Annotated in this window: 21 protein-coding genes and 2 tRNA genes; 7 read left to right on the top strand and 16 right to left on the bottom strand. The window is 64.6% G+C overall.

Annotated elements, in window-relative coordinates:
* The first annotated feature begins 6 nt into the window (after nt 1–6).
* From AC0MRV_RS14740 to AC0MRV_RS14730, 3 genes are read left to right on the top strand one after another with little or no spacing between them, the layout of a single operon-like run.
* Nucleotides 7–963, top strand: a complete 957-nt coding sequence (locus AC0MRV_RS14740; RefSeq protein WP_472765254.1) for an EamA family transporter — start codon at nt 7–9, stop codon at nt 961–963.
* Nucleotides 960–1,589: a nitroreductase family protein gene (locus AC0MRV_RS14735; protein WP_472765253.1), complete on the top strand. Its 630-nt coding sequence runs from the start codon at nt 960–962 to the stop codon at nt 1,587–1,589. Before AC0MRV_RS14740 ends, AC0MRV_RS14735 begins: the two co-directional genes overlap by 4 nt.
* A 58-nt stretch (nt 1,590–1,647) precedes the next feature.
* A complete protein-coding gene (locus tag AC0MRV_RS14730) occupies nt 1,648–2,163 on the top strand; it encodes an alpha/beta fold hydrolase (RefSeq protein WP_472765252.1) in 516 nt (171 codons plus the stop codon).
* Between the two features lie 53 nt (nt 2,164–2,216).
* Here AC0MRV_RS14730 and tpiA read toward each other — a convergent pair whose 3' ends face one another.
* The 4 genes from tpiA to AC0MRV_RS14710 all read right to left on the bottom strand — a co-directional run bounded on the left by tpiA (nt 2,217) and on the right by AC0MRV_RS14710 (nt 8,100).
* Nucleotides 2,217–2,984 (bottom strand): triose-phosphate isomerase, encoded by a 768-nt coding sequence (gene tpiA / locus AC0MRV_RS14725; RefSeq protein WP_472765251.1) that lies wholly within the window; start codon nt 2,982–2,984, stop codon nt 2,217–2,219.
* Nucleotides 2,985–3,025: 41 nt separating this feature from the next.
* Complete coding sequence (gene pgk, locus AC0MRV_RS14720) at nt 3,026–4,270, bottom strand: phosphoglycerate kinase (RefSeq protein WP_472765250.1); 1,245 nt, start codon at nt 4,268–4,270, stop codon at nt 3,026–3,028.
* A gap of 112 nt (nt 4,271–4,382) precedes the next feature.
* Nucleotides 4,383–5,432 carry a type I glyceraldehyde-3-phosphate dehydrogenase gene (gene gap / locus AC0MRV_RS14715; protein WP_472765249.1) on the bottom strand — a complete coding sequence of 350 codons (1,050 nt, stop codon included), beginning with the start codon at nt 5,430–5,432 and terminating at the stop codon, nt 4,383–4,385.
* A 208-nt stretch (nt 5,433–5,640) separates the two neighbouring features.
* Nucleotides 5,641–8,100, bottom strand: coding sequence for a hypothetical protein (locus AC0MRV_RS14710; RefSeq protein ID WP_472765248.1), 2,460 nt, complete (start codon nt 8,098–8,100; stop codon nt 5,641–5,643).
* Between the two features lie 162 nt (nt 8,101–8,262).
* Between AC0MRV_RS14710 and mnmA the strand changes: the two genes are divergently transcribed.
* Both mnmA and AC0MRV_RS14700 read left to right on the top strand, forming a co-directional pair.
* On the top strand, nt 8,263–9,351 hold the full coding sequence (mnmA, locus tag AC0MRV_RS14705) for a tRNA 2-thiouridine(34) synthase MnmA (protein WP_472765247.1): 1,089 nt from the start codon (nt 8,263–8,265) through the stop codon (nt 9,349–9,351).
* A 36-nt stretch (nt 9,352–9,387) separates the two neighbouring features.
* The gene (locus AC0MRV_RS14700) at nt 9,388–9,912 is read left to right on the top strand and encodes a GNAT family N-acetyltransferase (RefSeq protein ID WP_472765246.1); all 525 of its coding nucleotides are present in this window, start codon (nt 9,388–9,390) and stop codon (nt 9,910–9,912) included.
* Between the two features lie 43 nt (nt 9,913–9,955).
* Here the strand turns inward: AC0MRV_RS14700 and AC0MRV_RS14695 are convergent, their stop codons facing one another.
* The 11 genes from AC0MRV_RS14695 to AC0MRV_RS14645 form a co-directional block, all read right to left on the bottom strand.
* The gene (locus tag AC0MRV_RS14695) at nt 9,956–10,879 is read right to left on the bottom strand and encodes a ThuA domain-containing protein (RefSeq protein ID WP_472765245.1); all 924 of its coding nucleotides are present in this window, start codon (nt 10,877–10,879) and stop codon (nt 9,956–9,958) included.
* Nucleotides 10,880–10,927: 48 nt separating this feature from the next.
* Nucleotides 10,928–12,586 (bottom strand): DNA repair protein RecN, encoded by a 1,659-nt coding sequence (recN, locus tag AC0MRV_RS14690; RefSeq protein ID WP_472765244.1) that lies wholly within the window; start codon nt 12,584–12,586, stop codon nt 10,928–10,930.
* Between the two features lie 83 nt (nt 12,587–12,669).
* Nucleotides 12,670–12,746, bottom strand: a tRNA-Val gene (locus tag AC0MRV_RS14685).
* An 89-nt stretch (nt 12,747–12,835) separates the two neighbouring features.
* Complete coding sequence (gene ribF / locus AC0MRV_RS14680) at nt 12,836–13,804, bottom strand: riboflavin biosynthesis protein RibF (protein WP_472765243.1); 969 nt, start codon at nt 13,802–13,804, stop codon at nt 12,836–12,838.
* Nucleotides 13,801–14,526, bottom strand: coding sequence for a tRNA pseudouridine(55) synthase TruB (gene truB, locus AC0MRV_RS14675; protein WP_472765242.1), 726 nt, complete (start codon nt 14,524–14,526; stop codon nt 13,801–13,803). Before truB ends, ribF begins: the two co-directional genes overlap by 4 nt.
* 13 nt (nt 14,527–14,539) lie before the next feature.
* A complete protein-coding gene (locus AC0MRV_RS14670; RefSeq protein ID WP_472765241.1) occupies nt 14,540–15,553 on the bottom strand; it encodes a DHH family phosphoesterase in 1,014 nt (337 codons plus the stop codon).
* On the bottom strand, nt 15,553–15,930 hold the full coding sequence (rbfA, locus tag AC0MRV_RS14665; RefSeq protein ID WP_472765240.1) for a 30S ribosome-binding factor RbfA: 378 nt from the start codon (nt 15,928–15,930) through the stop codon (nt 15,553–15,555). Before rbfA ends, AC0MRV_RS14670 begins: the two co-directional genes overlap by 1 nt.
* Before the next feature lie 71 nt (nt 15,931–16,001).
* A complete protein-coding gene (gene infB / locus AC0MRV_RS14660; RefSeq protein ID WP_472765239.1) occupies nt 16,002–18,467 on the bottom strand; it encodes a translation initiation factor IF-2 in 2,466 nt (821 codons plus the stop codon).
* A gap of 69 nt (nt 18,468–18,536) precedes the next feature.
* Complete coding sequence (nusA, locus tag AC0MRV_RS14655) at nt 18,537–19,775, bottom strand: transcription termination factor NusA (RefSeq protein WP_472765238.1); 1,239 nt, start codon at nt 19,773–19,775, stop codon at nt 18,537–18,539.
* A gap of 114 nt (nt 19,776–19,889) precedes the next feature.
* Nucleotides 19,890–21,155, bottom strand: a complete 1,266-nt coding sequence (locus tag AC0MRV_RS14650; protein ID WP_472765237.1) for a DUF2851 family protein — start codon at nt 21,153–21,155, stop codon at nt 19,890–19,892.
* Complete coding sequence (locus AC0MRV_RS14645) at nt 21,152–21,628, bottom strand: NYN domain-containing protein (RefSeq protein WP_472765236.1); 477 nt, start codon at nt 21,626–21,628, stop codon at nt 21,152–21,154. Before AC0MRV_RS14645 ends, AC0MRV_RS14650 begins: the two co-directional genes overlap by 4 nt.
* A 126-nt stretch (nt 21,629–21,754) precedes the next feature.
* Here AC0MRV_RS14645 and AC0MRV_RS14640 point away from each other — a divergent pair, with 126 nt between their 5' ends.
* Complete coding sequence (locus AC0MRV_RS14640) at nt 21,755–22,432, top strand: energy transducer TonB (RefSeq protein ID WP_472765235.1); 678 nt, start codon at nt 21,755–21,757, stop codon at nt 22,430–22,432.
* Nucleotides 22,433–22,743: 311 nt separating this feature from the next.
* Here AC0MRV_RS14640 and AC0MRV_RS14635 read toward each other — a convergent pair.
* A tRNA-Ser gene (locus AC0MRV_RS14635) sits at nt 22,744–22,833 on the bottom strand.
* Nucleotides 22,834–23,019: 186 nt separating this feature from the next.
* Between AC0MRV_RS14635 and AC0MRV_RS14630 the strand changes: the two genes are divergently transcribed.
* Nucleotides 23,020–24,606 carry an aldehyde dehydrogenase family protein gene (locus tag AC0MRV_RS14630; protein WP_472765234.1) on the top strand — a complete coding sequence of 529 codons (1,587 nt, stop codon included), beginning with the start codon at nt 23,020–23,022 and terminating at the stop codon, nt 24,604–24,606.
* The last annotated feature ends 9 nt before the right edge of the window (nt 24,607–24,615 follow it).

The following is a 24,615-nucleotide window of genomic DNA, read 5'->3' as shown; positions in this document are numbered from 1 at the left end:
TTCGCCATGTCGGCTTCGTCCACCGGAATCGCGGCCGTCGGCGAAGTCGACGTCAACTCCGCGCCTACGCCAAGCCGGGCGTGGAGCGACCCGGCCCTCACGGCCCTCGCGCCGATGATCTGGGGATCGACCTACTTGGTCACCACCGACCTGCTCCCGCCCGATCGCCCGATCACCGCCGCCTGCCTCCGCACCCTCCCCGCTGGCCTCGCGCTCATTCTGCTGCAGCGGCGGAAAGTGCCGGTTGGAGCCTGGCCGCGTCTCGCGCTCTATGCGCTCCTCAACATCGGCCTGTTTCAAGTGCTGCTCTTTGCCGCCGCCTATCGGCTACCCGGTGGCATCGCCGCCATCGTCGGCGCGCTGATGCCGCTCTTGGTCATGGCGCTGGCGTGGCTCTTCGACCAGCGCCGCCCCGGACTGACCGCCGTGTCCGCCGCCATGATCGCCGTGCTGGGTATGCTGCTGATCTTCGGCCGTCCCTCGCAGTCCCTCGATCGGCTCGGACTTCTGGCCGCCGCCGCCGGCACGATCTGTCTCGCGTTCGGCACCTACCTGACCGGGCGCAATCCCTTGCCCATGCCGCTGCTCGTTTCCAGTGGCTGGCAGCTCACCCTCGCCGGCCTGGCGTTGGCCCCCGTGGCTTACGCCTTCGAACCTGGGCTACCCGCCTTCGAGACCAAGCACCTCGCGGGATATGCCTACCTCGCGATTCCCGGAGCCTTGGTGAGCTACCCGCTTTGGTTTCGCGGCATTCGCCAACTCAGCGCCACCGCCGTGTCCGCGCTCGGCCTGCTCAGTCCGCTCACCGCCCTGCTGCTGGGCTGGTGGTTTCGCAACGAAACCTTCGCCCCGCTGCAGCTCGTCGGCATGGCCGGCGTGCTCGCCGCGGTGCTGCTGCTCCAACGCAAGCCCTCCCTGCGCTTAACCCACTCCACTCCCTGCCAAACTAAATCCATATCATGAATACGACCACCGACACTCCCCTCGCCCACCTGCTCGAAACCCGCTCCACCACCGGACGCTTCGAGCCCGGCCGTCCCCTGCCGGACGGCGTCATCGAAAACCTGATACACCTCGCCACCCGCGCGCCCTCCGCCTTCAACCTCCAAAACTGGCGTTTCATCGCGGTCGAGAGCGACGAGGCCAAATCTCGCCTGCAGGCCGTCGCCTACGGCCAGCAACAGGTGAAGGACGCCGCGGTCACCTTCATTGTCGTTGGACAAACCGAAGCCTACCCGCATCTCTTCGCCCGCCTGCAACCCGCCGTCGATGCCGGCGATCTCCCCGCCGGCGTGCAACGTGGTTGGTCAGACATGGCCACCGGCGCGCATGAGAACAACCCGCAGCTCCAGCGCGACGAGGCCTTCCGTTCGGCCTCCCTGGCCGCCATGGTGCTTATGTTGGCCGCCAACGAAATGGGCTACGCCAGCGGCGCCCTCAGCGGCTTTGACCCGACGGCCCTCAGCACCGAATTCGGCCTCTCGGACCACGACGTGCCGGTGATGCTCGTCACCGTCGGGTATCCAGCGGACGGCAACTGGCCCCAAAAACCGCGCCGCCCAGTCAGCGAAGTCTTGGAGCGGGTTTGATGGCTCCGCGGGAGGGCACCGGTTGACGTCTGCGCCCCGGTGCTCACCTTCCCCGCTCATGCCCACCCTCACCATCGTGCCCCCCATGCCGGGAGCGGAACGCCGCTTCCGTCCCTTCACCGACTTCGTGCAAAGCGAAGGCTGGGCGACCGATTTCGTGAAACTGCACTGGGAAGGCCCGCAACCGGCCTTTGGCAGCACCTCGGTGTTTGGCCAGGTCCGCGCCCAGACGGCAGGCCGTATCGTGATGGGGTTTTCGCTCGGCGCGCTCTACGCGCATCTGGGCGCGCTCGAAGCCAAACACCTCATCCTCGGCTCCATCTCGCCCTTCTTTCTCGAGGACGACGACGAACCACAGCGCTGGATGATCTCGCTGCAGGAGGGCAACCCGGCCACGCCGGCAGATGTGCTTGTCGGGTCCAAGGAGGACGCCCAGATGCACCGCCGCGCGGAGTCGATCCGCGATTTCTACCAGCACTCCACCTACACGGTGGTGCCGAAGGCCGACCACGAGCTGTGGCATCCCAACTACCTCGCCGAAATCGGGCGGACGCTTCGGCAATTGCAGGCATAAAGAAGCCCGACCAAAGGGCCGGGCTTCGAAAGAAGGACAAATGGTCGAACCGCTTAGCTCGCTTTGGCGGCGGCGTTGACGAGGTCGACGAAGCTGCGCGACTCGAGCGAAGCGCCACCGATGAGACCGCCGTCGATGTCGGGCTGCGCGAGCAGTTCCGGCGCGTTGGCCGGCTTCATCGAACCGCCGTAGAGGATGCGGATCTTGTTGCCCACGGACGCGCCGAAGAGCTTGCCGAGCAACCCGCGAATGAAAGCATGCACCTCCTGCGCCTGCTCGGTCGTGGCGACCTTGCCGGTGCCGATGGCCCAGACGGGCTCGTAGGCGATGACGACGCTGGTGGCCTGCTCCTTGGTCACGCCTTCGAGGCCGCCTTCGAGCTGGGTCTGCACGACCTGCAGCGTGGACTCGGCTTCGCGCTCGGCGAGGGTTTCACCCACGCAAAGGATGGGCTTGAGCTCGGCCTTGATCGCGGCGGTGACCTTCTGGTTGATGAAGGCGTCCGTCTCACCGAAGTAGGTGCGGCGTTCGCTGTGACCGAGGATGACGAAGCTGGCGAAGAGCGAGCGGAGCATCTCGGCGGAGACTTCGCCCGTGTAGGCGCCGCTGGGTTGCGGATGCATGTTCTGGCCACCGAGCTTAACGCTGGAGCCATCGAGAGCCTTGCCGACGGACTCGAGGGAGGTGAACGGCGGGCACACCACGACGTCGACGTCATTGCTGCGACCGACCTCGGCGACGATGTCCTTCACGAGGTCAGCGGCTTCGCCCGAGGTCTTGTTCATCTTCCAGTTACCGGCGATGAGTTTCTTGCGGATCATAAGTTTGGGAAGGGTTGGAGCTTAAAGTCGGCCAGCTGAGTTCAGGCCGACAGGAACGCGACGCCGGGAAGGACCTTGCCTTCGAGGAACTCGAGGGAGGCGCCTCCACCGGTGGAGCAATGGGAAACCTTGTCGGCCACGCCGAACTTCTTGGCAGCCGTGGCGGTGTCACCGCCTCCGACCACGGAGGTCGCGCCGTTGGCGGTCGCTTCAGCGACGGCCGCGGCCTGGGCCTTGGTCGCGCCGGCGAATTTTTCGAATTCAAACACGCCCGCCGGACCATTCCAGATGATGGTCTTGGATTCGAGGATGGCCTTGCGGTAGAGCTCGATCGACTTCGGGCCGGCGTCGAGGCCTTCCCAACCGTCCGGGATGCCGGTCTCGTCGGTGGCGCTTTGGGTGTTGGCGTCCGGGCTGAAGTCGTCGGCGCAAACGTAGTCGACCGGGAAGATAAGCTCCACGCCCTTCTCCTTGGCCTTGGCGGAGAGTTCTTCGACGATCTCGGCGCCCTTCTCGTCGAAGAGGCTGTTGCCGATGGCCATGCCGTTGATCTTCTTTTTGAAGGTGTAGGCCATGCCGCCGCCGATGATGATCTTGTCGGCCTTTTCCAGCAGGTTGGTGATGAGCGGAATCTTGTCGGCGATCTTGGCGCCGCCGAGGATGGCAAGCAGCGGCTTCTCGGGATTATCGAGCACCTTGTTGAAGGCCTTGATCTCCTTTTCCATGAGGAAGCCGGCGGCCTTCTCGGCCAGAGCCACGCCGACCATGGAGGAGTGCGCGCGGTGCGCGGTGCCAAAGGCGTCGTTGACGTAAACGTCGCCCATCTTGGTGAGGCTGGCGCGGAAGGCCTCGACCGCGGCCGGATCGGCTTTGACGGAGTTGCCGTCGGCGTCCTTGGCCTTGCCCTCTTCCTCGATGTGATAACGCAGGTTCTCGAGCAGGAGCACCTGGCCCGGCTGCAGGGCGGCGGCCTGGGCCTCGACCGCAGGACCGACACAGTCGCTGGCAAACTGGACCTCGCGGCCGAGCAGTTTGGCGAGCTCGTCGGCGACGGGCTTGAGGGTGAACTTGGGGTTCGCCTGACCATTCGGACGGCCGAGATGGCTCATGAGCACGACAGAGGCTCCGGCGTCCAAGGCGTGCTGGACGGTCGGCAGCGCGGCGACGATGCGCTGGTTGTTGGTGATCGCACCGGTGGCCTTGTCTTGCGGGACGTTGAAATCGACGCGGATGAGGACGCGTTTGCCGGCGAGGTCGAGATCGCGAATGGATTTGAAGGCGGACATGACGGTTAAAAATGAAAGTGGCCCACGGAACACACGGAAGACACGGAAGCGTCGGCTGCGGTTGGTCCGTGTATTCTGTGTGTTCCGTGGGCCGGAACAGGGTTGAAGGAGCTTAGAGGGCGGCGGCGATCTTCTTGGCGAGATCGACGACGCGGTTGGAGTAGCCCCACTCGTTGTCATACCAGCTCACCAGCTTGAAGAACTTGCTGTTGAGCTCGATCGAGGAGCCCGCGTCGTAGATCGACGAAAGCTTGTCGTGGATGAAGTCGGAGGAGGCGACCTCGTCCTCGGTGTAGCCGAGGATGTCCTTGAGGTAGGTCTCGGACGCGGTCTTGAGGAGCGCGTTGATCTCGGCGAGCGAGGTCTCCTTGACGGTCTTTACGGTCAGGTCGACGGCGGAGACGGTCGGGGTCGGCACGCGGAAGGCCATACCGGTGAGCTTGCCCTTCACCTCGGGGCAAACGAGGCCCACGGCCTTGGCGGCACCGGTGGTGGAGGGGATGATGTTCATCGCGGCGGCGCGGCCACCCTTCCAGTCCTTCTTGGAAGGACCGTCGACCGTCTTCTGGGTCGCGGTGTAGGAGTGGACGGTGGTCATGAGACCTTCCTCGATGCCGATACCTTCCTTGAGGAGCACGTGCACGAGCGGCGCGAGGCAGTTCGTGGTGCAGGAGGCGTTGGAAATGAGGTTGGTGCTGGCCACGTCGAGGGTCGCGTCGTTCACGCCCATGACGACGGTGGCGACGTCACCCTTGGCCGGAGCCGAGATGATGACCTTCTTGGCACCCGCGGCGATGTGGCCCTGGGCCTTCTTGTCCTCGGTGAAGAGACCGGTGGACTCGATCACGAGATCGACACCCAACTCACCCCACGGGAGAGCGGCGGGACCCTCGCGAACCGCGAGGACCTTGATTTCCTTACCGTTCACGACGAGCACGTCATCTTCAGCGACGTCCGGGGAGGACTTCTTGCTGCTCACGGTGCCGTTGAAGCGACCCTGCGTGGAGTCATACTTCAGAAGGTAAGCGAGGTTGTCGGCGGGAACGAGGTCGTTCACGGCCACAACGTCGAGAGTATCGCCGAGCAGGCCCTGCTCAACGAGAGCGCGGAAGACCAAGCGCCCGATGCGGCCAAAACCATTGATGCCAACTTTTACTGCCATGGGTTTCTCCAGTGTAGATAGTTATATGCTGTTTCAGGTGAACCGCACCCTACGGGCGCGGGGAAGTGAGAGCGAAATCGGGCGCCTTGCGCATGGCAAGGGGTTTTCCCGGGCATTGCTTGTTGTGACCTGTTCGTATCTTGGCCACCGCCCGACGGCGGAGCTAACCGTATCAGTCGCAGGAAGATGAAACAGGCTCATGGCCGATTCAGGTCCCCTTCCCCACCTTTTGCCAAAGCCCGCAGCCGAGCGCCGGCACCCAGAGGCGGGCCCCGAGTTCACTTTGCCAGCGGGGCAAATCGGCCCGTTCAAAATGCTCGTGATCGGCCAAACGCCGCCAGATCCAGCCCGCGACGGAGTCGTCGACCTCGATTTCGACGTCATGCAGGGTCGGATTGATCAGGAAAAGCAATTGATCGGTCCCCGCCGAGAGATCGGCGTTGTAGAGCACCGCCGCCGCCGCGGTGTCCGGCGCGAACCAAAAGTGGAAAAATCCCTCCGAGGCCCGCGAATAGTGCCGCAGCAGGCGTCCGGTTTCCGAACGACGGAAGGCGATCCACTCCGCAAAATACGCGTGGGACCCCGAAAACCGCTCCATACGCCGGTAGTCCAATGCGTTCAGGTCGCCGCGGAGGTAGGTGTTGTTGACGCCGTGCTTCGACCGCAGGAAATCCTGACCGGCCGAGATCATCGGGATGCCGATCGAGCTGAAGAGCACCGCCGCCATCAGGTGGGTGCGACGGCGGTCGTTGGCCGTCGCGAGGTGACCGTTGCCGTCCTCGTTTTCGGTGATCTCGTCAATCCAGGTGCGGTCATCGTGTGATTCGACGTAGTTGACGGTCTGCGCGGGCCAGTGGGCAAAGTGCCAGGGCGACCCCTTAAGGTAATATTCGAAGGTCTCCCGCGAACTGCCGCCGCGCACATATTCCTTGAGGAACCGGCGGTATCCATCGTTCCAAGAGGCCCAGCCGGTCTCGCTCAGGGCCCCGGCAATGTGCCCCCGGAAACTCCACGGCTCGGCGATCAACACGACGTCAGGCTTCACTCGCTTGAGGGCGACCTCGATCTGCTTGAGCACTTCCACCCCAAGCAACTCGGCGAGATCAAAGCGGAACCCGTCCACGCCGTAGGTTTCGATCAGGTGCGTGCAGCTTTCTATGATCAACCGCATGGCCATCGCCGCATCGGCCCGGAAGTCGTTGCCGCAACCGCTCCAATTCGAAAGCGAACCGTCGCCGCCCAACTCGAAGTAATAAAGCTTGTCGACGAACATGAGGTGCCCCGGCACCCCGACGTGATTGTAGACCACGTCCAGCACGACCGCGATGCCTCGCTCGTGAAACGCGCGCACCACGTCCTGCAACTCGCCGATGCCCGACGCCTTCGCCGGCTCGAGCGCGTAGCTGCTCTCCGGCGCGAAGTAGTTGTTGGTCATGTAGCCCCAGTGGTAGTCCGCCCGGGTCTCGTTATCGAACTCCTGAATCGGTTGCAGCTCGACGCAATTCACGCCCAGCCGGTGCAGGTAGAACGCCGGACTGCGCACCCACTTCGCCAGGCCGGCGAAGCCCCGCCGTTCCTCTTCGTCGAGGTCGATCGGCGCATGCGCGATCAAATCACGCACATGCGCTTCACACATAATCAGGTCCTGCCAGGCCGGCGTGCGAAACGCATCGCGAGCCGGATCGAGCTGCACCTGACTCCGATCGATCACCACCCCCGGACCTTCCCGTCCCACCGCGGCCAAGGCGTAGGGGTCGAGCACTGGCTGCAGGGGATCAAACAGCCCAAAATCATCGCGCGGACCATCAACGTGATAGTGATAAAACCAACCGTGCAAATTGCCTTCCACGGTGACCTCCCAGGTCAGCGGATCAGCCCCCGATCGTTCCATGGCCAGCAGCTCAGGCTCCTCCGCCAAAGCCTCCGGATTGCGCAGCGCCAGCTTCACTTCTTTTGCCCGAGGGGCGAACAGGCGAAACACGGTGTCGCCGTCCTCGATGCGTGCGCCCTGCGGCAGCTTGGACTCAAGTCGGAAGAAAAATTCTCCGGGACGCAGCGGCACCGAATGGTCGGCATCACTACCCGACCAATGCGCCCGCCACGATTGGGTCAGGTCAATCGGCTCCCGCAACTCAAAGGAGAACAGGTGCTGCCCCGTGCGCTCCGGGTCGAGCAGACGGTTGCGGTTGCCTCCTTCGTCAAAAACCGTGTTCGGCGCATGGGCCGGCACCTCATACCAATGTCCTTCGCCATCGACAAATTTGAACCGTTGCGGCGGTCCCGACAAAAACGGCTCCGCGTCGCCGCACCACAACAGCACCGGCTGCCGGTCGAGCGTAGCTTCACGCAACTCCCATTCCTCACGGCCGATGGCCTCGCCCCAACCGTTGAAGTCACCCGCCAGATAAACCGCCGACCGCCGCGCAAACGGCTTGGGATGCGCATCCACCGGCAGGAAAAAGTAGATACGACCGGTCCGACTGACGAAATACCCGCTTTCGTTGCCAAACGAATGGTCGCGCACGCGCTTCAGACCGGCGACCCGCAGGCCACCGGAAAACTTCACCGGCGGCGCATGACGCGCCCGCCAGTCACGGGCCAGCTCCAACACCCCCGAGGTGGGCGACGTGAGCCAGGCTTGAACGATGCGGTTGGCGCGGGAAGACATGGAGCGGTTGGGACTCGACAGCATCGACCGAGCCACGAAGCGCTCAAGGCGCAAATCGACGCAAGCTCGCAACCAGGACGAAATGAAGCCGGATGATTTACGATTTACGATTTCCTCCGCTGCCCCATTCCCAGACCGTAAATCATAGTCTGTAATTCCGAAATGCCTTCCTCCCGCACCCTCGTAGCTCTCTCCGGCGGCGTCGACAGCGCTGTCGCCGCGCTGCTGCTGAAGCAGGCCGGGCACGACGTTGAGGCGGCCTACATGAAGAACTGGATCAACGAGGACGAAATCATCGGCGACTGCCCGTGGCAGCAGGACATCGTCGACGCTCGCGCCGTCGCCGAGCACCTCGGCATCCCTTTTCGGGTGGTCAACCTCATGGAGGAATACCGCGATCGCGTTGTCGCCTACCTGCTCGACGGCTACCAACGCGGCCAAACGCCCAACCCGGATGTGATGTGCAACCGAGACATCAAATTCGGCGTATTCGCCCAGTGGGCACGCGACCACGGTTTCGATGCCGTCGCCACCGGTCACTACGCGCAGCGCCGCGAACGCGACGACGGCACCTTCGAACTCATCGAGGGCGCCGACCCCAACAAGGACCAAACCTACTTCCTCGCCCTGCTCAATCAGGCGCAACTCGCCGGCGCCCGTTTCCCGATTGGCCATTTGCTCAAGCCCGACCTGCGTCGCCTGGCGGCCGACGCCGGACTGCCCAACGCGGCCAAGAAGGACAGCCAGGGCATCTGCTTCATCGGTCAGATCAAGATGGCGGACTTCCTCCGCGAATACGTGCCTGACGCGCCCGGTCCCATCGTGCGCGCCACCGACGAAACCGTGCTCGGCGAGCACCGCGGCCTGCACTTTTACACCCTCGGCCAGCGCCGCGGCATCGGCATCCCCTCCAACACCGACGGCAAAGCCTACGTCGTCGTCGGCAAACGTGCCTCCGACCGCGCCTTGCTCGTGGCCTTCGACGGCCCCGCCGCCCCGGGTTTGCACACCGGCGAGGTCAAGGTGCATAGCCTGCGCTGGAACACGCCCCACCCGCCGACCACCGCTTGCGACCTGGAGGGCAAGGTGCGCTACCGCGATCCGCGCGTGCCGCTTAGTTTCACGCCCGATCCCAATGAGCCGACCAGTGCCACGATCCGCTTCGCCGAACCCCAACGCGGACTCGCCGCCGGCCAGATCCTCGCGCTTTACGACGGTCCGCGCCTGCTCGGCGGCGGCATCTACCTCTGACTTGCCCCGCCGGCCGGCCCGACCGTTTAGGCTTCCATGAGCACGACCCTTGAAGCCCCGTCTGCCCGCTGGCGCGACTCCTACCTGAGCCTCGTCGCGGAATTTCGCGAGCGCGGGGAGGACCTCGTGCCGTTCGTCCTGGCGTTTCCCACAGATGACTTCTCCGCCTTCCTTGCGAACCTAGAAGCCTGTTCACGTGGCGATGCCCTTCCCGAGGGCTACGTGCCTCACACGACCTATTGGCTGGTCGAAAACGACACAGAGGTCGTGGCCGTTTCCAACCTCCGGCACGAATTGAACGAAAAATTGCTCATTGAGGGCGGCCACATCGGCTACGGCGTGCGACCGTCCGCGCGACGTCGCGGCCACGCCACCGCCATCCTCGCCGCCACCTTGTTGCAAGCCCGCGCTCGCGGCATCACCCGCGCCCTCATCACCTGCAGCCGCGACAACGTGGGCTCAGCCGGCGCCATCCTGAAAAACGGCGGCGTCTTCGCAAACGAAGTGCCCGGCCGCGTCCACCCCGGCCTCGTGCAGCGCTACTGGATTCCTCTCGGCTGACGCACATCGGCGGGGCCGCCGGGGCCCGCCTCCACTCCACGCCTTACTTCCGCCGCGGCGGGAGCTCCATCGCGCCGGGCGCCGCCTCCAGCAGATTCGGCTCAATCTCCGCCTCACGACGTCCGCCCACCCAGTCAAGCGCACCGACCAACATCGCCTGATAGTAGTCGGCATCCCACACATCCTCACGATGCCCCATGGCGTTGTAGTAAACGCGCCCTTTGCCATAGGCCTTGGCCCACGCAATCGGGTAGTCGGGACGATCATAATCCGAGCCTTCCATACCAGCGGTCTCCAACACCAGCAGCACGTGATTGCGCGGCGCGTATTCCTTCAATGAATACCACTCTTCCAGCACCGAAATCTCCGCCCCCAGCTTTTCCATGCCGGGAAAGGCGTTGCTCACCACTCGCGCCGTCGCGACTTGCTGCGGTCCGTGGTTGATGAACTCACCGCCCAACATCTTCACGTAGGGATCGGACGCCTCGCCATTCGTTTCGTAGCGATGCCCGCGCAGTTCCTGCGGCGGGTTGCCATCGTAACGTTCGTAGGTGTGGAAGCAGTCCGCGCCGGCGTGCACGGCCATGAACCCACCGCCCTGCGCCACCCAATCCAACAGCGCCACTTTCCCGGCGGCACTCATGGGAGGCGCCTTGTCAGTTCCACTCATTTCCAAGTTCCCGCTGGTATAGAAGAACACCACGTCGAACTGGTCCAAATACTCCGGCGAAAACAAGCTGCCATCCTTGCTGAAGGTGAAAGCGATATCGTGCCCCGCCCCCAACGCCAACAACACGCGTTCCGAATAACTCGGCGAACCAGGTTCGGCCCACTTGACCACGTCGTGCTCCCATCCCGCCGATTTGGTGAAATAGAGCACCTTCAAGGGATCTGCCAGCGACGTGATCGCCCCCAAACAAAGCGCAAACAAGAGCGAAAAACCAAGACGACGGGGTAGACGAATCATGCCCCAAGCATCAAAGCTCACCAAAGCGCGGGCAATCCCAGACCCGTCCTACCCCAACAACTCTTCGGCATGCGCGCGGGCGCTGGCCGCCTTGCGATCACCCAACATCCGCGCCAGCTCGTCGATGCGCGCCGTCCGGTCGCCGTCGATGGGCGTGATCGAAACGGAAACCCGGTCCTTCGACTGATCCTTCTCCACCACCAAGTGCGCCCGCCCCTGCGCGGCCACCTGCGGCAGGTGCGTCACGCACAACACCTGATGATTGGCGCCGATCCCTGCCATTTGTTCCCCCACCACGCGGCCGATCTCACCGCCCACGTTGGCATCCACTTCGTCAAAGACCAGCACGGGCACGGCGTCGAGGTCGGCCAGCACCGTCTTCAAGGCCAACATCACCCGCGCCAGTTCGCCGCTCGACGCGATGCGGTTCAGGGGCAACGCCTCCTCGCCCACGTTGGGGGAAAACAGAAACTCCACCGCCGAATCACCGCTGGGGCCCAGCTCCGCCGTCGCACTGACTTCGATCCGGAACTCCGACTTCTTGAAGCCCAACCGGGCGATCGACTTGGCCGCGACCTTGGACAGCTTGACCGCCGCCTTGGTCCGCTGCTCCCGCAACGCCGCCGCCTGGCTCTGCGCCGCCTTCTTCGCGGTCGCGATCCGCTGGTCGAGCTTGGCCAGGGCACCTGCGATGTCGCCCTGGCTATCCAAGCGCTGCCGCAAGTCTTCCCGGGCCGCGGTGACCGCAGCGAGCTCGCCACCGTGCTTCCGCTTCGCCTCCAACCACGCGTTCATGCGCGTGTGCAGGGACTCCACTTCATCGGGCTCAAAAGAAAACTGCCCGCCCAGATTGGCGTATTCTCCCGCCAGGTCGGCCAACTCGATCGCCGAGGCCTGCAGCCGATCGGCCAGCGTTCCCGCCGCCTCATCCAGCTCGGCCAACTCCCGGGCCGCGCGCAGCAACGGCGCCAGCTGTGGCGCGATGCCCTCCTCGCCGCTGAGCCCCGCTTCGAGCGCCTGCGCCAGTTCACTCAGCTCCTGCGCCCGACTCACCCGGGTAAAGTCACGCTCCAAGGCCTCAACGGCCTCGCTCGTAAGATCGAGGGCGTCGAGCCGCTTGAGCTGCTGGCCCATGAACTCGATTTGATCCGCCGACAACCGGTCCTGCTTGACCAGGCGTTCACGATCGCCTCGCAGCTTTCGCCAAGCGTCATAACTTTCCTGATACGCCGCCAATGCCTCCCCGGATTGGGCGTAAAGATCAAGCAGCTCCAACTGACACTGGGGTTTGAGCAAACGACGCGGCTCACTCGGGCCATGAAAATCAATCCAGGCCTCCCCGAGCTGTTGCAGGTTACCCAGCGTGGTCATGCTGCCGTTGACGCTGATTTTGGGCGCGCGCGTGCGGGCAAGACTACGTTTGAGCAGCAAGACACCGTCCTCGCAGGCCGGAAGGTCCAGCGCGGCGAGCACCGCGTCGATCCGAGACGGATCGGCAAACCACAGCGCCGCCTCCACTTCGCAAGCGTCCGCGCCCTGGCGAATCACGGTCTTCTCGACCCGCTCCCCCGCCAACAAACTGAGCGCGCCCAGCAGGATGCTTTTGCCCGCGCCGGTTTCACCCGTGACCACGGTAAAACCCTCATCGAACTCAAGCGACACCTCCTCTAGGAGGGCGAGATTGCGAATGGTCAGGGTCTGCAGCATGGAGCGCGGCCAGTGAGCGCAGGGAGCCGCCCAACTTCAAGACGGTTTCGCAACGTCCTCTCCTTTCGTTGCTTACCTACCGATGGTGGACCCTACAGAACTCGAATCTGTGACCTCTTCCATGTCAAGGAAGCGCTCTAACCAACTGAGCTAAGGGTCCGAAAATCGGGAGCCGGGGAGTAAGCATAACCGTCCCTCTCCTCCGCAAGAAAAATTTTCGCCAGCCGGTCGATTTGCCGGCAGCGGCCACTACGTCCCGGGCGCAAAAAAGCGCCGCGCCGCCGCGGCGTCCTGTTCGATCTGCTGCCGCAGCGCCTCCACTCCGTCAAACTTGCGCTCGTCGCGCAGGAAGGCACACCACTCGACTTCGATGTGATCTCCCGGTCCAAACGGCGGGGTTGCAAACGCATGCACCTCCAGAATCGGCGTCGCGTCGGCCTCCGCCGCGACCGTCGGACGCACGCCGTAGTTGGCCACGCCTTGCCAGCATGCGGAATCACCGGACGTTCGCACCGCCCGACGCATCCGCACCGCGTAAACCCCCAGCCGCGGCGCACACTCCGGCGCCCAGGGGATGTTCAAGGTCGGAAACCCAATCGTGCGCCCGAGCCGTTGCCCTTCCCGCACCAAACCATCGGTGGCGTAGGTGTAGCCAAGCATCGCATTCACGAGGTCGAGCTGTCCTTCACGCAAGGCGGCTCGGATTCGCGTGCTGCTGATAGGCTCGCCATCAAAGTTAACCCGGGGGGCGCTGAAGATCCGCAAGCCATGCCGTTTGGCCTCGGTGGTGAGCAGGTCAATGTCGCCCCGCCGCCCGCGGCCAAAACGCCAATTCTCGCCGACGTAGATCGTGCGCAAGGTCGGCAACGCGGCCATGAGCATGGGCAAAAAGTCGTCGGCCTCGATGGCGGCAAACTCGGCCGTGAACGGCTGGGTGATGACCGCGTCCAGTCCGGCCGCCACCAGGCGGCGTCCCCGAATCCCCGCCGGCTGCAACAACGGCACGGCCGCATCCGGTCGCAGTAACCGACTCGGGTGCGGGTCAAAGGTCAGCGCCACCGCCAAACCACCCGATTGGCGCGCCGAAGCAGCGGCCGCCTCCACCACCGCACGATGCCCCAGATGGACACCGTCAAACATCCCGATCGCCACATGCAGCGGCCTACGCGGCAAATCGCGCGCCGCAGCCAGGCCGTCGAGTTGGGCGGGAAGCGTCACAGTGCGATGCTGGGCGCGACCTGATGCACCGGCAACAAGCGCTTTTCGAGGTCCGGCAAGGGCATTTCGAGCAGGGCCTCAAGCGGCAGCGACTGCTCGACTCGCAAATCACCGGACGCCGTGCGGCGCAGGTTTTTGAGGTGGCCACCGCAGCCGAGCTTCTGACCGAGATCATGCGCCAGGGTGCGCACGTAGGTGCCCTTGCTGGACCGCACCAGAAAATCGATCTCGGGCGCAGCCCAGCGTTTGAGGTCGAACTGCATCACGCGAATGAAGCGCGGCTCGCGCTCCACTTCCTCGCCTTTGCGGGCGGATTTGTAGAGCGGTTTACCGTCGATCTTGATGGCGGAAAACATGGGCGGCGTCTGATACTGGTCGCCTTTGAAGGTCTTCATCGCGGCGACGATATCGGCCTCGCTCAGTTCGCCGACCGGACGCGTTTCCAACACCTCGCCGTCGGCATCCTGCGTGTTGGTGACCTCGCCGAGTTTCACGGTGCCGGTGTATTCCTTTTCCGCGCTCATCATGTATTGCGAGACGCGGGTCGCCTTGCCGACCAGCATGACCAGCAGCCCGGTGGCCGAGGGGTCGAGCGTGCCGGCGTGGCCGATCCGCTTCATCTTCAGCTTGCCGCGCAGGCGCGCGACAACGTCGTGCGACGTGTGGTCTGTGGGCTTGTCCACCAGGAGGACGCCCTCGAATTCCTTCTTCGGTCCGAGCATGTTGAAAGCTGCCTTATATCCCCTCGCCCGCCTGCACTTCGTCCAGTCGTGCCGTGAGTGCGGCGACCAACTGCGAGCGAAACTCCGCGGCGGAGATGCCTTTGACATTCAAGCCTGCCGCGCAGGCGTGACCACCGCCGTTAAATTGTGAGGCGATCTGGTCCACCCGATACACCGCTTCCTTGGAGCGCAGGCTCGCTTTCACGCCGTCCTCGCGCTCCTCAATCAGGCAACCGATCACAACGCCATCGATGGCCCGGGCGTAGTCGACCAAACCTTCCGTGTCTTCGTGGTTGGTGCCGGTCTCGGCAAACACGCCGTCCGAGAGCGTGCCGACGCAGATGCGGCCTTCGGCGTGCATCTCGAACGAGGCAAGGAAATGTTGCAGCAGCTGCATCTTGCCCGCCGGTTCACGTTCGTAGAGTTCGAAACCGGCTTCCACCGGATCGGCCCCGCACGCCATGAGCTCCGCCGCGAACTTGAAGGTGCGGTGGGTGGTCGAGGCGAAACGGAACTGCCCGGTATCGGTCAGGATACCGGCATAGAGCGCCTGCGCGGTGATCGCGTCGATGGGCAGGTCAAAATCGAGAAACAGTCCCGCCAGGATTTCACAGGTGGCGGCGGCGGTCGGGTCGACACAGTTCTGCACCGCGTAACCCTGATTGGAGACGTGATGATCGATGTTGCCGAGCACCTCCGGAAAGCGGGCCGCGTGACGGGCGCCCGGACGTTCCCGGTCGGCGCAGTCCACAAAGATCGCCACGCAGTCCTCGTCGCCGAGTCCATCGATGTTCACGAAGGCCTCGCCCTTGGCGACAAAGTCCAGTCGCCGCGGCACGGCGTCAGCGTTCACACAAATCGTGCGTCGTCCCGCCGCCCGCAATACCCGCGCCAGGGCCACCTGCGAACCGATGCAATCGCCGTCCGGTCGGGCGTGACCCACGACCGCGATCGTCTTGCCTTGGGTGGCGTTGAGCAGCGCCCGAAATCCATCATGCAGCGCCGGGTAATTGGGCTGCTCCGCCATCACGACGATCCACCCTCCGCGTTGTCCCCGGCGGCCTTTTCTTCCCGCGCCAGATCATCGAGGATATCGAGCACGCGATTGCCCCGCTCCACCGCTTCGTCGAGCAGGAACACCCAGTCGGGCGCAAACTTGATCTTGATGCGTTGGGCCAGCTCCTTGCGCAGCTCGGCGCGTTTGCGCAGCAGCCAGCGGAACTGCTCCGCCACGGACTCCTCGTTGCCGAAAATGGAAAAGTAGATCTTGCCCGTCTTCAGATCGGGCGCGACCTGCACGTCGGCCACCGTGATGGCGACCGCCTCCTGCTTGTATTTGGTGTGCAAATACCCGCCCAACTCCCGTTGCACGAGCTCGGCGATACGGACGGTGCGATTGGACATGGAAAGGGCGGCGGGTTGAGGGCGCCGGCGGGTTTCCACCGGCGCGCAGGTTGACGGGACGGACGAGCGCCTCAGAGCGAGGCGCGGACTTTTTGAATCTCGTAGGTTTCGATGACGTCGCCCTTCTCGTAACCGTTGAAGTCATCGAGCTTGATACCGCACTCGAGACCGGCGCGGATCTCGTTGGCGTCGTCCTTGAAGCGCTTGAGCGTCTGGATTTTGCCTTCGTGCACAGTTTCCTTGCCGCGGCGCAGGCGCGCGGCGGCGTTGCGGATGATCTTGCCTTCAGTGACGAGACAGCCGGCGACAAAACCTTTGGCGAGCGGGAAGACCTCGCGGACTTCGGCGGCGCCGAGCTTGACCTCCTTGAGCTCCGGATCGAGCAGGTCGGCCATCATGTCGCGCACGGAATCGATGAGCTCGTAAATGATGTTGTAGCTCTCGATCCGCACCCCGTGGTGCTTGGCCTGCGGGGTGACGCCGTTCTCCAGCTTGGTGTTGAAGGCGAGAATGGTGGCACCGGCGGCGCTGGCGCGCTGCACGTCGGTCTTGGTCACGAGGCCGACTTCGTTGGCCACGATCTCGACGGAAACCTTGTCGCTCTGGATGCCCTCGAGCATGCCCCGGACCGCCTCGGCGGAACCGTAAACATCGCTCTTGATGACGAGTTTGAGGGTCTTGGCCTGGGTCGCGGCGATGTTGGCGAAGAGTGCTTCGACGGAAACTTCCTTCGGCGCAGCGGCCTTGGTGGAGATCTTCTTCTTGAGCTCATCGGCCACCTCTTCGGCGATCGATTCGGCCTCGCGGGCGTTCTTGACCGTCTTGAAGGTCGCACCGCTGTCGGGCGTGCCGGACCAGCCGATGACGCGCACTGGCGTGGCGGGGCCGGCTTCCTTCACGTTCTTGCCCTGATCGTCGAACATGGCGCGGACCTTGGCCCACTCCTTGCCGCACACGATGGCGTCGCCGACCTTGAGCGTGCCGCGCTGGACGATGACCGTCGCGAGCGGGCCGCGACCCACGTCGAGCTGCGATTCAATGACGATACCTGAGGCGGCGGCCTTCGGGTTGGCTTTGAGTTCGAGCACCTCGGCCTGGAGGTGAATCATCTCGAGCAGCTCGTCGATGCCCTCGCCCTTGATGGCGGAGACCGGCACGGTGATGGTCTGGCCGCCCCAGTCTTCCGACGCGATGTCGCGCTGCTGCATCTGGGTCTTCACCTGATCGATGTTGGCGCCCTTCACGTCCATCTTGTTGACGGCAACGATGAGGGAAACGTCGGCCTCCTTGATGTATTTAAGCGCTTCGTCGGTCTGCGGCATGAAGCCGTCGTCGGCCGCCACCACGAGGATGGCGATATCGGTGACCTGCGCGCCGCGGGCGCGCATCTTGTTGAAGGCGGAGTGACCGGGAGTGTCGAGGAAGGTGATCTTGGCGTCGTCCTTTATCACCTGATACGCACCGATGTGCTGGGTGATACCGCCGGCCTCGCCGGAGACCACGTTGGCCTTGCGGATGGTGTCGAGCAGCGAGGTCTTGCCGTGGTCGACGTGGCCGAGAATGCAGACGACCGGCGGGCGGGTCTCGAGGTTGCGTTCCTCTTCCTCCGCGGCCTTTTCCTTCTGCTTCTTGATGTCCTTCTCCGTGGGCGGCTGGTTGGGCTGCTGGCCTTCACCGCGGTGCTTCACCTCGAGGATGACGTTGTGCTTCTCAGCCAACGCGATCGCGACCGGCTCCTCGATGGTTTGGTTCATCGAGGCGAACACGCCCTGCTCCATCAATTCGGAGATGAGCTTGAAAGGTTTGAGGCCCAGCACCTGGGCGAATTCGCGCACGATGATCGGCGGCTTCACCTGCACGGTGCGCAGCTCGCCGTCTTCGGCCTCGGCGGCCGGAGCGGGCGCGGAGGGAGCGGCGGGCGGAGCGACCGGACCCTTGGCCGGTGGGCGCGGCGGCGGCACCGGCGCGGGCGCGGGGCGGGAAACTTGCGGAGCCGGAGCTGGGGACGAGGCCGGAGCCGGCGGAGGCGTCGGCGAACTGGGCCGCGAGACCGGCGGCGGCGTGGGAGCGCGGCCCGGAGGCGGCGGAATGGAAACGGGGCGCGGCGCGGAAGTCGTCGGCGCGGGCGGCGGAGGGGGCGGCGCCGCTGGCGCAGGAGCCGGAGCGGAGGGAGCACGCGCGGCGGCGGCCTTGGCTTCGGCTTCGCGACGGGCTTGCTCGGCCTTGGCGGCCTTTTCGCGTTCGACGTCATCCGCCGACTTCACGAAGACACCCGGCGGGAGCTTGACCTGCGACGGCGCGGTGGGGCCGTCATTGACCTCCTTGGCGGGCTCCGCGGCGGGTTTTTCCGTGGCGGGCGCTTCGGTCGCGTCTGCATCGGGCTGATTGCCAAACTCATTCACGAGCGCTTCGGCCGAGATGTTGTCAATCGTGCTGGAAACGCTCTTCACCTCGAAGTTGCGCTCTTTGAGCAAGGTCAGGAGAGCCTTGTTTTCCATGCCGATTTTCTTGGCGAGTTCGTGAATGCGGATGCTCATCAGGCGAGATTAGGATACAGACTTAGGCGAAAGGGGCTGGCTTGGGCAGGCTTAAAAGAGAAGGAGGGATTAGGCGCCGTGCTGGGCCGCGGCGACCTTGGCGAGAATGGAGGACGCTTCCTCCGAAGAGAAGCCCTGCCCTTCGAGGTCGTCGGCTTCGACACCTTCGAAGATCTCGAGGGAGACAAAACCGGCGGTGACGAGGCGGGTGGCGAGCTCGTAGGAGACGTCGAGCGACGAAGCGAGGCGCTTGGTCGCTTCGTCCTGCACATCGACGGTCTCTTCCTTGTATTCCTCAATGTCGATTTTCCAACCGATGAGGCGGGAGGTGAGACGGGCGTTCTGGCCCTTGCGACCGATGGCGATGGCGAGGTCTTCGTTGGCGACGCGCAGCAGAATGCGACGACCGCGTTCGTCGATTTGAATCTCGCGGGGCACGGCGGGCTTGAGCGCCTCCATGACCATTTGCTCGGGATCCGGGAAATAATTGATGATATCGATCTTCTCGCCGTTGAGTTCACGGACGATCGACTTCACGCGAGCACCGCGCGCGCCGACGCAGGCGCCGACGGGATCGACCTTCGGGTCGTTGGAGATGACCGCCATTTTGGTGCGGTAGCCCGGCTCGCGGGCAAAGGCTTCGATGCTGACGGTGCCATCGGCGATCTCGGTGACTTCGAGCTCAAAAAGACGGCGGACAAAACGGGGGCTGGCGCGAGACAGCATGAGCTCCGGGCCCCGCGGCGTGCTTTCGATCGCGCCGAGGAGGCAGCGGATGCGGTCGCCGGGCTGGTATTCCTCGCCGGGAACCTGCTCGCGGCCCATGAGCAGCGCCTCGGCCTTGCCGAGATCAACATAGATGTCGTTGCGCTCACGGCGACGCACGGTGCCGGTGACGATGTTGCCGACCATGTCCTTGAAGTCATCGTAGATGCGATCCTTCTCGAACTGACGCAGCTTCTGCATGATGGCCTGGCGAGCGGTCTGGGCTGCGATACGACCGAGATAGGACGGATCGATCTCCTTTTCGATGAGGTCGCCGAGTTGAGCGCCGGGTTGCAGGGCGGCGGCCTTCTCGATGTGGATCTCAAGCTTCGGATCGCTGACGGAATCGACCACGCGCAGGATGGACCACGCATGCAGTTGGCCGTTTTTGGGATCGATCTCGATCTTCAGTTCCTGGCCCGAGTTAACACCCTTCTGGGCAGCAGTTTTGATAGCATTGACGATCGCCGAGATCATGTCGGCGCGCTCGATGCCCTTCTCCTTCTCCATATACTCGAGGACGGATAGAATTTCGCTGCTCATAAGGTTCGATTGTGTTGCGGGAAATGTGGAAAAAAAAAGCGGGCCAGAGGCCCACCTTCAGAGGAAGTGAACTGAAATGTGAGGGCCGAACGTATCCCTCGGGCAAAATCGTTGTCAAGTCCGCCGCAGGACCGCCGCGCCCGCCTGCAACTCCGCTTCGTGTTGCCAACCCAACAAGGCTTGCACGTGCCCCCACGCCAGCGGTCGTCGCGTGCTGCCGTCGGCCAAGCCGATCAGCCGCGCCGCTTTCGCGATCGCGCCAGGCTGATCGCCGGGCCACGCGTTAAACCACCACGGGAACAGCCGATCCCCGCTCACCTCGCCCGCTTGCGCCGCCAGGAGGGGCAGCAATCCGTCACCCCAAAGGTTGTCGGCCCGCGGGCGCGCCAACGCTGACGCCACGCCCACCCGTTCAAACACGACCGATCGCCATTCACTCCAGCGGACCGATCGGCGCCAGGGGCGAACACCAGGGTCCTCATCGCGCGGAGCCGGGTCTGGCCATTCGCGACCGATCGCTATCAATAACTCCGGCCACGGGGCCCCGCCCTGCGCCACCCACGTCAAATAGGCCTGCAATCGACGCCGCGGATGATTCGCCGGCCGCACGCCTTGCAGTGACCACCGGTCCGCCATCGCACTAAAAACCTGCTCCGGGTCGAATTCCGGCTCCATCCACGCCTCCAAGGGCCAACGGCTGGCGACCTGCAACATCTGCGCCCGGTTGAAACGGTAACCCAGAATCTCCAAGGCCGTGTGGTGGCACGCGGCCGTCCAGCCCATGCGCTCGACCCGCAGCCGGGCATATTTGACTTTCGAGTCCCAACGCCGCCGGGCGAAACGTTGCACCCGCTCACTCAGCTCAGCCTCGTCCAACTCCAACCACGCCTCCGCCAAACGATCCGCCGGCCGCGCCGCGATCGCGCTCATCGCCGCGTCCGCCGCATACTCCTCCAGGTCGTGCCAAAGCAGCGGGAGAATCGCCATCACCGGAATCGCCCGCCCATCCGCGCCGCGAGAAGTGACACATTTCGGCGGAAACAACACCACATGCAGCACCACGTTGCGATAAGCCGGGTCGTCCGCGTGCCGATGCGCCTGCCAGTCCTCCTCGCGCAGGTGAAGCTCCACGTCGCCATGCAGCCAACGCTCCCCTACCCGGACCCGCGCCCCTTTAAAATCCGGCCCGCCCTGCCGGTTCCAACGCCCGACTGTGTCAATGCGCACGGCTTCGCCGCCCGCGGTCCGGGCCTCCGTCGCGCAAAACGCGCGCTCCGCCCAGATCTTCTGCAGCAGCAGTTCCGGAAATTGGAACGGACCGTAGAGCCCCTGCAGCTCCATCACCTGGCCATCCGCCGCTCCACTCGAAATCCGACTCATTGCCTCCTCCCTTCGTCCCGGCCGAAATGCTTGGTGCGACGCCGCGCCGTCATCTCCGCGCGGGCGATCCATTGCCGCAACTCGTCCGGGGAGATCACCGACGCACCGGCCGCGCGGACCGTTTCCGCCAAACCGCGATCGCGAGTCGCGACGACACAGGCCGCCACATCGCGCGATCCGGTAACCCACTGCTCGATCACCGTATCCGCCGTCGCCTGACGTGGCGAATAGGCGACGACAAAACTCGGCTCATCGGTCGGCAGATCGACCGACACCTCGCTCCCGCGCCCATCGAAAACGACCGTCACCCGCCATCCCATCACATCGTGCCACATCTGGACCTGCTCCGTGAGGCGACGTTGCGCCGCATCGGAACTCCGCCGCCACAGCTTCGCCAAGTCCGGCCACGCTCGACCGACGTTACTGCCATCGATCAAGAGGTGTTTCAGGCTTTCCGACACAACAGCGACCATCTCGAAACCTGTAACGAAGCCGCCACGAGCTTTCTTTCAGGAAAATCCACCCCGCGTCGCTCGGGACAGGTTCAGATGAAGATTCCGGCGCTCCGTGCCGAAGGACCAATCAACCGAACCATCCTGATGCTCCACGCCCGCAAACTCCTCGCCCTCTTGATTGTGCCGATCTCCCTCGGGTTCGCCGCGGGCCCATCCCCGGAGCCGGTGGATATCGCGCCCCGCGTGCTCAAACACCGCCTCCCCGCCGTCTCCGCCGCCGCCCGCCGGGCCGAGGCCGAGGTGGAGCTCTGGGTGGAAATCAACGCGCAGGGCCAGGTCATCAACGCCGCCGTATCCCGGGCGACCGACCCGAGCCTCGCCATGCCCTGTCTCCGCGCCATTCGCGACTGGCGCTACGCCCCCGCTTACCGGGATGGCGCTCCGGTGCCGACCGCCTTCGTGCAGCCCATCCACTTCGGCGCAGATGGCACCACCACGATCACCATCGCCTCCGCCCCACCGCGCGTCCGCCGCCGCGTTTCGCCCGAGGTGCCCGCCGAACTCGCCCACCTCGACGCAGAAGTTACGGTCGCTCTCTCGGTCGACCGGACCGGCACCGTAACCGACGTCGCGATCGTGCGCTCCGACGCCGCCGACCTAAACGACCTCACAGTCGACGCTGCGCTGCAATGGACCTTCAAACCCGCGATCCGCGAAGACATGCCGGTCACCAGCAAAGTGTATGTCCCGTTTCACTACCGCCCCGGCAGTGGAGCCAAGGAGTTGAGCGCCAAAGCCCCGCGCGCCACCACGCACCGCTAGGGTGGTTTGGCCGAAACCGCCGTTCCAATCAGTCCGGCGGCCGCTCGGCCGTGCCCACCCAATACCATCCGGGCACAGCGCCCTACCGCCAGCCGGCGTCATCTCCCCAATCCAAAATCCACATGGCGGAGAGGGAGGGATTGGCGACGGCTGACGCCGCCCCACTGCGTGGCAGCCTACGGCCGGCCCATCTCCGCGATCCCGCAGTCACGGGATCGCTGCGTCGACCCACGTTCTCATCCCTCCCGAAACGTCCCCGGCGCTTTCGTGCACTGATTCCAGAATCGAGAATCTAAGATCCAAAATCCACATGGCGGAGAGGGAGGGATTCGAACCCCCGGGACCCTTGCGAGCCCAGCGGTTTTCAAGACCGCCGCAATCGACCACTCTGCCACCTCTCCTGGTGCAGACTGCCTAGCGTCCGGCTGGGCATTGGCTTGTCGAGATTTTCTTCACGCCTCGAAGCTCGCGATTCGCGCTGCTCATTCAGCGCTCCGAAGTTGGGCTAGGGTTTGACCGAGATGGCTCTTGGCGCGACAGCTTGTCGTTTCACCATCTGACTCCTTTCCCAAACACTGACTGATTTCATGACCGCACACCCCATGCTCATCGCCGGCGAATGGCGCGCTCCGGCCGCCGACGCCAAAACCTTCCAGCCCAGCAATCCCAACACCGGTGAGCTGTTCGCCGACACCTATCCGGTCGCCAACGCTGCCGAGATCGACGCCATGCTCGATGCCGGCCTCGCCGCCTCGATCGAGCTCGCCGCCACTGACCCGGCCAAAATTGGTGCCTTTCTGGACGGTTATGCCGATGGCATCACCGCCGCGACCGATGAGCTCGCCGCCCTCGCCCACTCCGAAACCGGCCTGCCCATCGAGCCGCGCCTCGCCAAGGTCGAGATTCCGCGCACCACCGGTCAGTTGAAACAGGCCGCCAACGCCGCCCGCGCCGGCGACTGGCGCATGCCGGTGATCGACACCGCCAACAATCTACGCTCCCAGCTCGAGCCGCTGGCCAAGCCGGTGCTCGTGATCGGTCCCAACAATTTCCCCTTCGCCTTCAACGGCATCGCCGGCGGTGACTTCGCCGCCGCCATCGCCAGCGGCCACGCCGTCATCGCCAAAGCCCACCCGGCGCACCCCGGCACCAGCAAGCGTCTCGCCGAGCTCGCTCTCGCCGCCGCCAAGACCGCTGGCCTGCCGGCCGCCACCGTGCAGCTCTACTACCGTTCCTCCCATGAGGAAGGTCACCGCATGGCCGGCGATCCGCGCCTGGGCGCGATCGGTTTCACCGGCAGCGAAGGCGCCGGTCGCAAGATCAAGGCGGCCGCCGACGCCGTCGGCAAACCCGCCTACTTCGAGCTCAGCAGCGTCAACCCGGTCACCTTCCTGCCCGGCGCGCTGGCTGAAAAGGCCGAGGAACTCGCCACCGAATTCAGCGGCTCCTGCCTGCTCGGCGTCGGTCAGTTCTGCACCAATCCCGGGCTGTTGCTCACCATCGCCGGCGAGGCCACCGAGACCTTCCTCGCCAAGGCGGCGGAGAACTTCAACAACGCGCCGTCCGGCGTGATGCTCGTGCCGTCCCTGCCCAAGGAACTCGACGAAGCCGTGGTCGAACTCACCGCCGCCGGCGCCCAACTCATCGGTCGCGGCACCCAGCCCAAGGAACCCGGTTTCCGCGCCCAACCCGCCCTGCTCCGCGTCGACGGCGCGACCTTCCTCAAGGATCCGAAGGCCTTCCAACGCGAAATGTTTGGTCCGGGTTCGCTCGTCGTGGTTGCGGCCGACGCCGATGAACTCGCCGCCGTCGCCGAGCACCTCGACTCCTCCCTCACCGCCTCCTTCTACACCGCCAGCAATGGCAGCGACGACGCGCTCTACGATCGCCTCGTGCCGATCATCGCGCCCAAGGCCGGCCGCCTGCTCAACGACAAGATGCCGACCGGTGTCGCGGTCTCGCCCGCCATGGTGCACGGCGGCCCCTTCCCGGCCGGCGGTCATCCCGGCTTCACCGCCGTCGGCATTCCTGCCTCGCTCCGTCGCTTCGGCGCCCTGCGTTGCTACGACGCCGTGCGCGCGTCCCGTCTGCCAACGACCTTGCAGGACAAAAATCCGACCGGCCAACTCTGGCGCTGCATCGACGGCACCTGGACGCAGGCCGACGTCGGCTGACGGCCGGCT

The sequence above is a fragment of the Actomonas spartinae genome (assembly GCF_051209155.1).
Lineage (GTDB): Bacteria > Verrucomicrobiota > Verrucomicrobiia > Opitutales > Opitutaceae > Actomonas.
The sequence above is the reverse complement of the archived record's forward strand: the minus strand, read 5'-3'. Positions and strand labels throughout refer to the sequence as shown.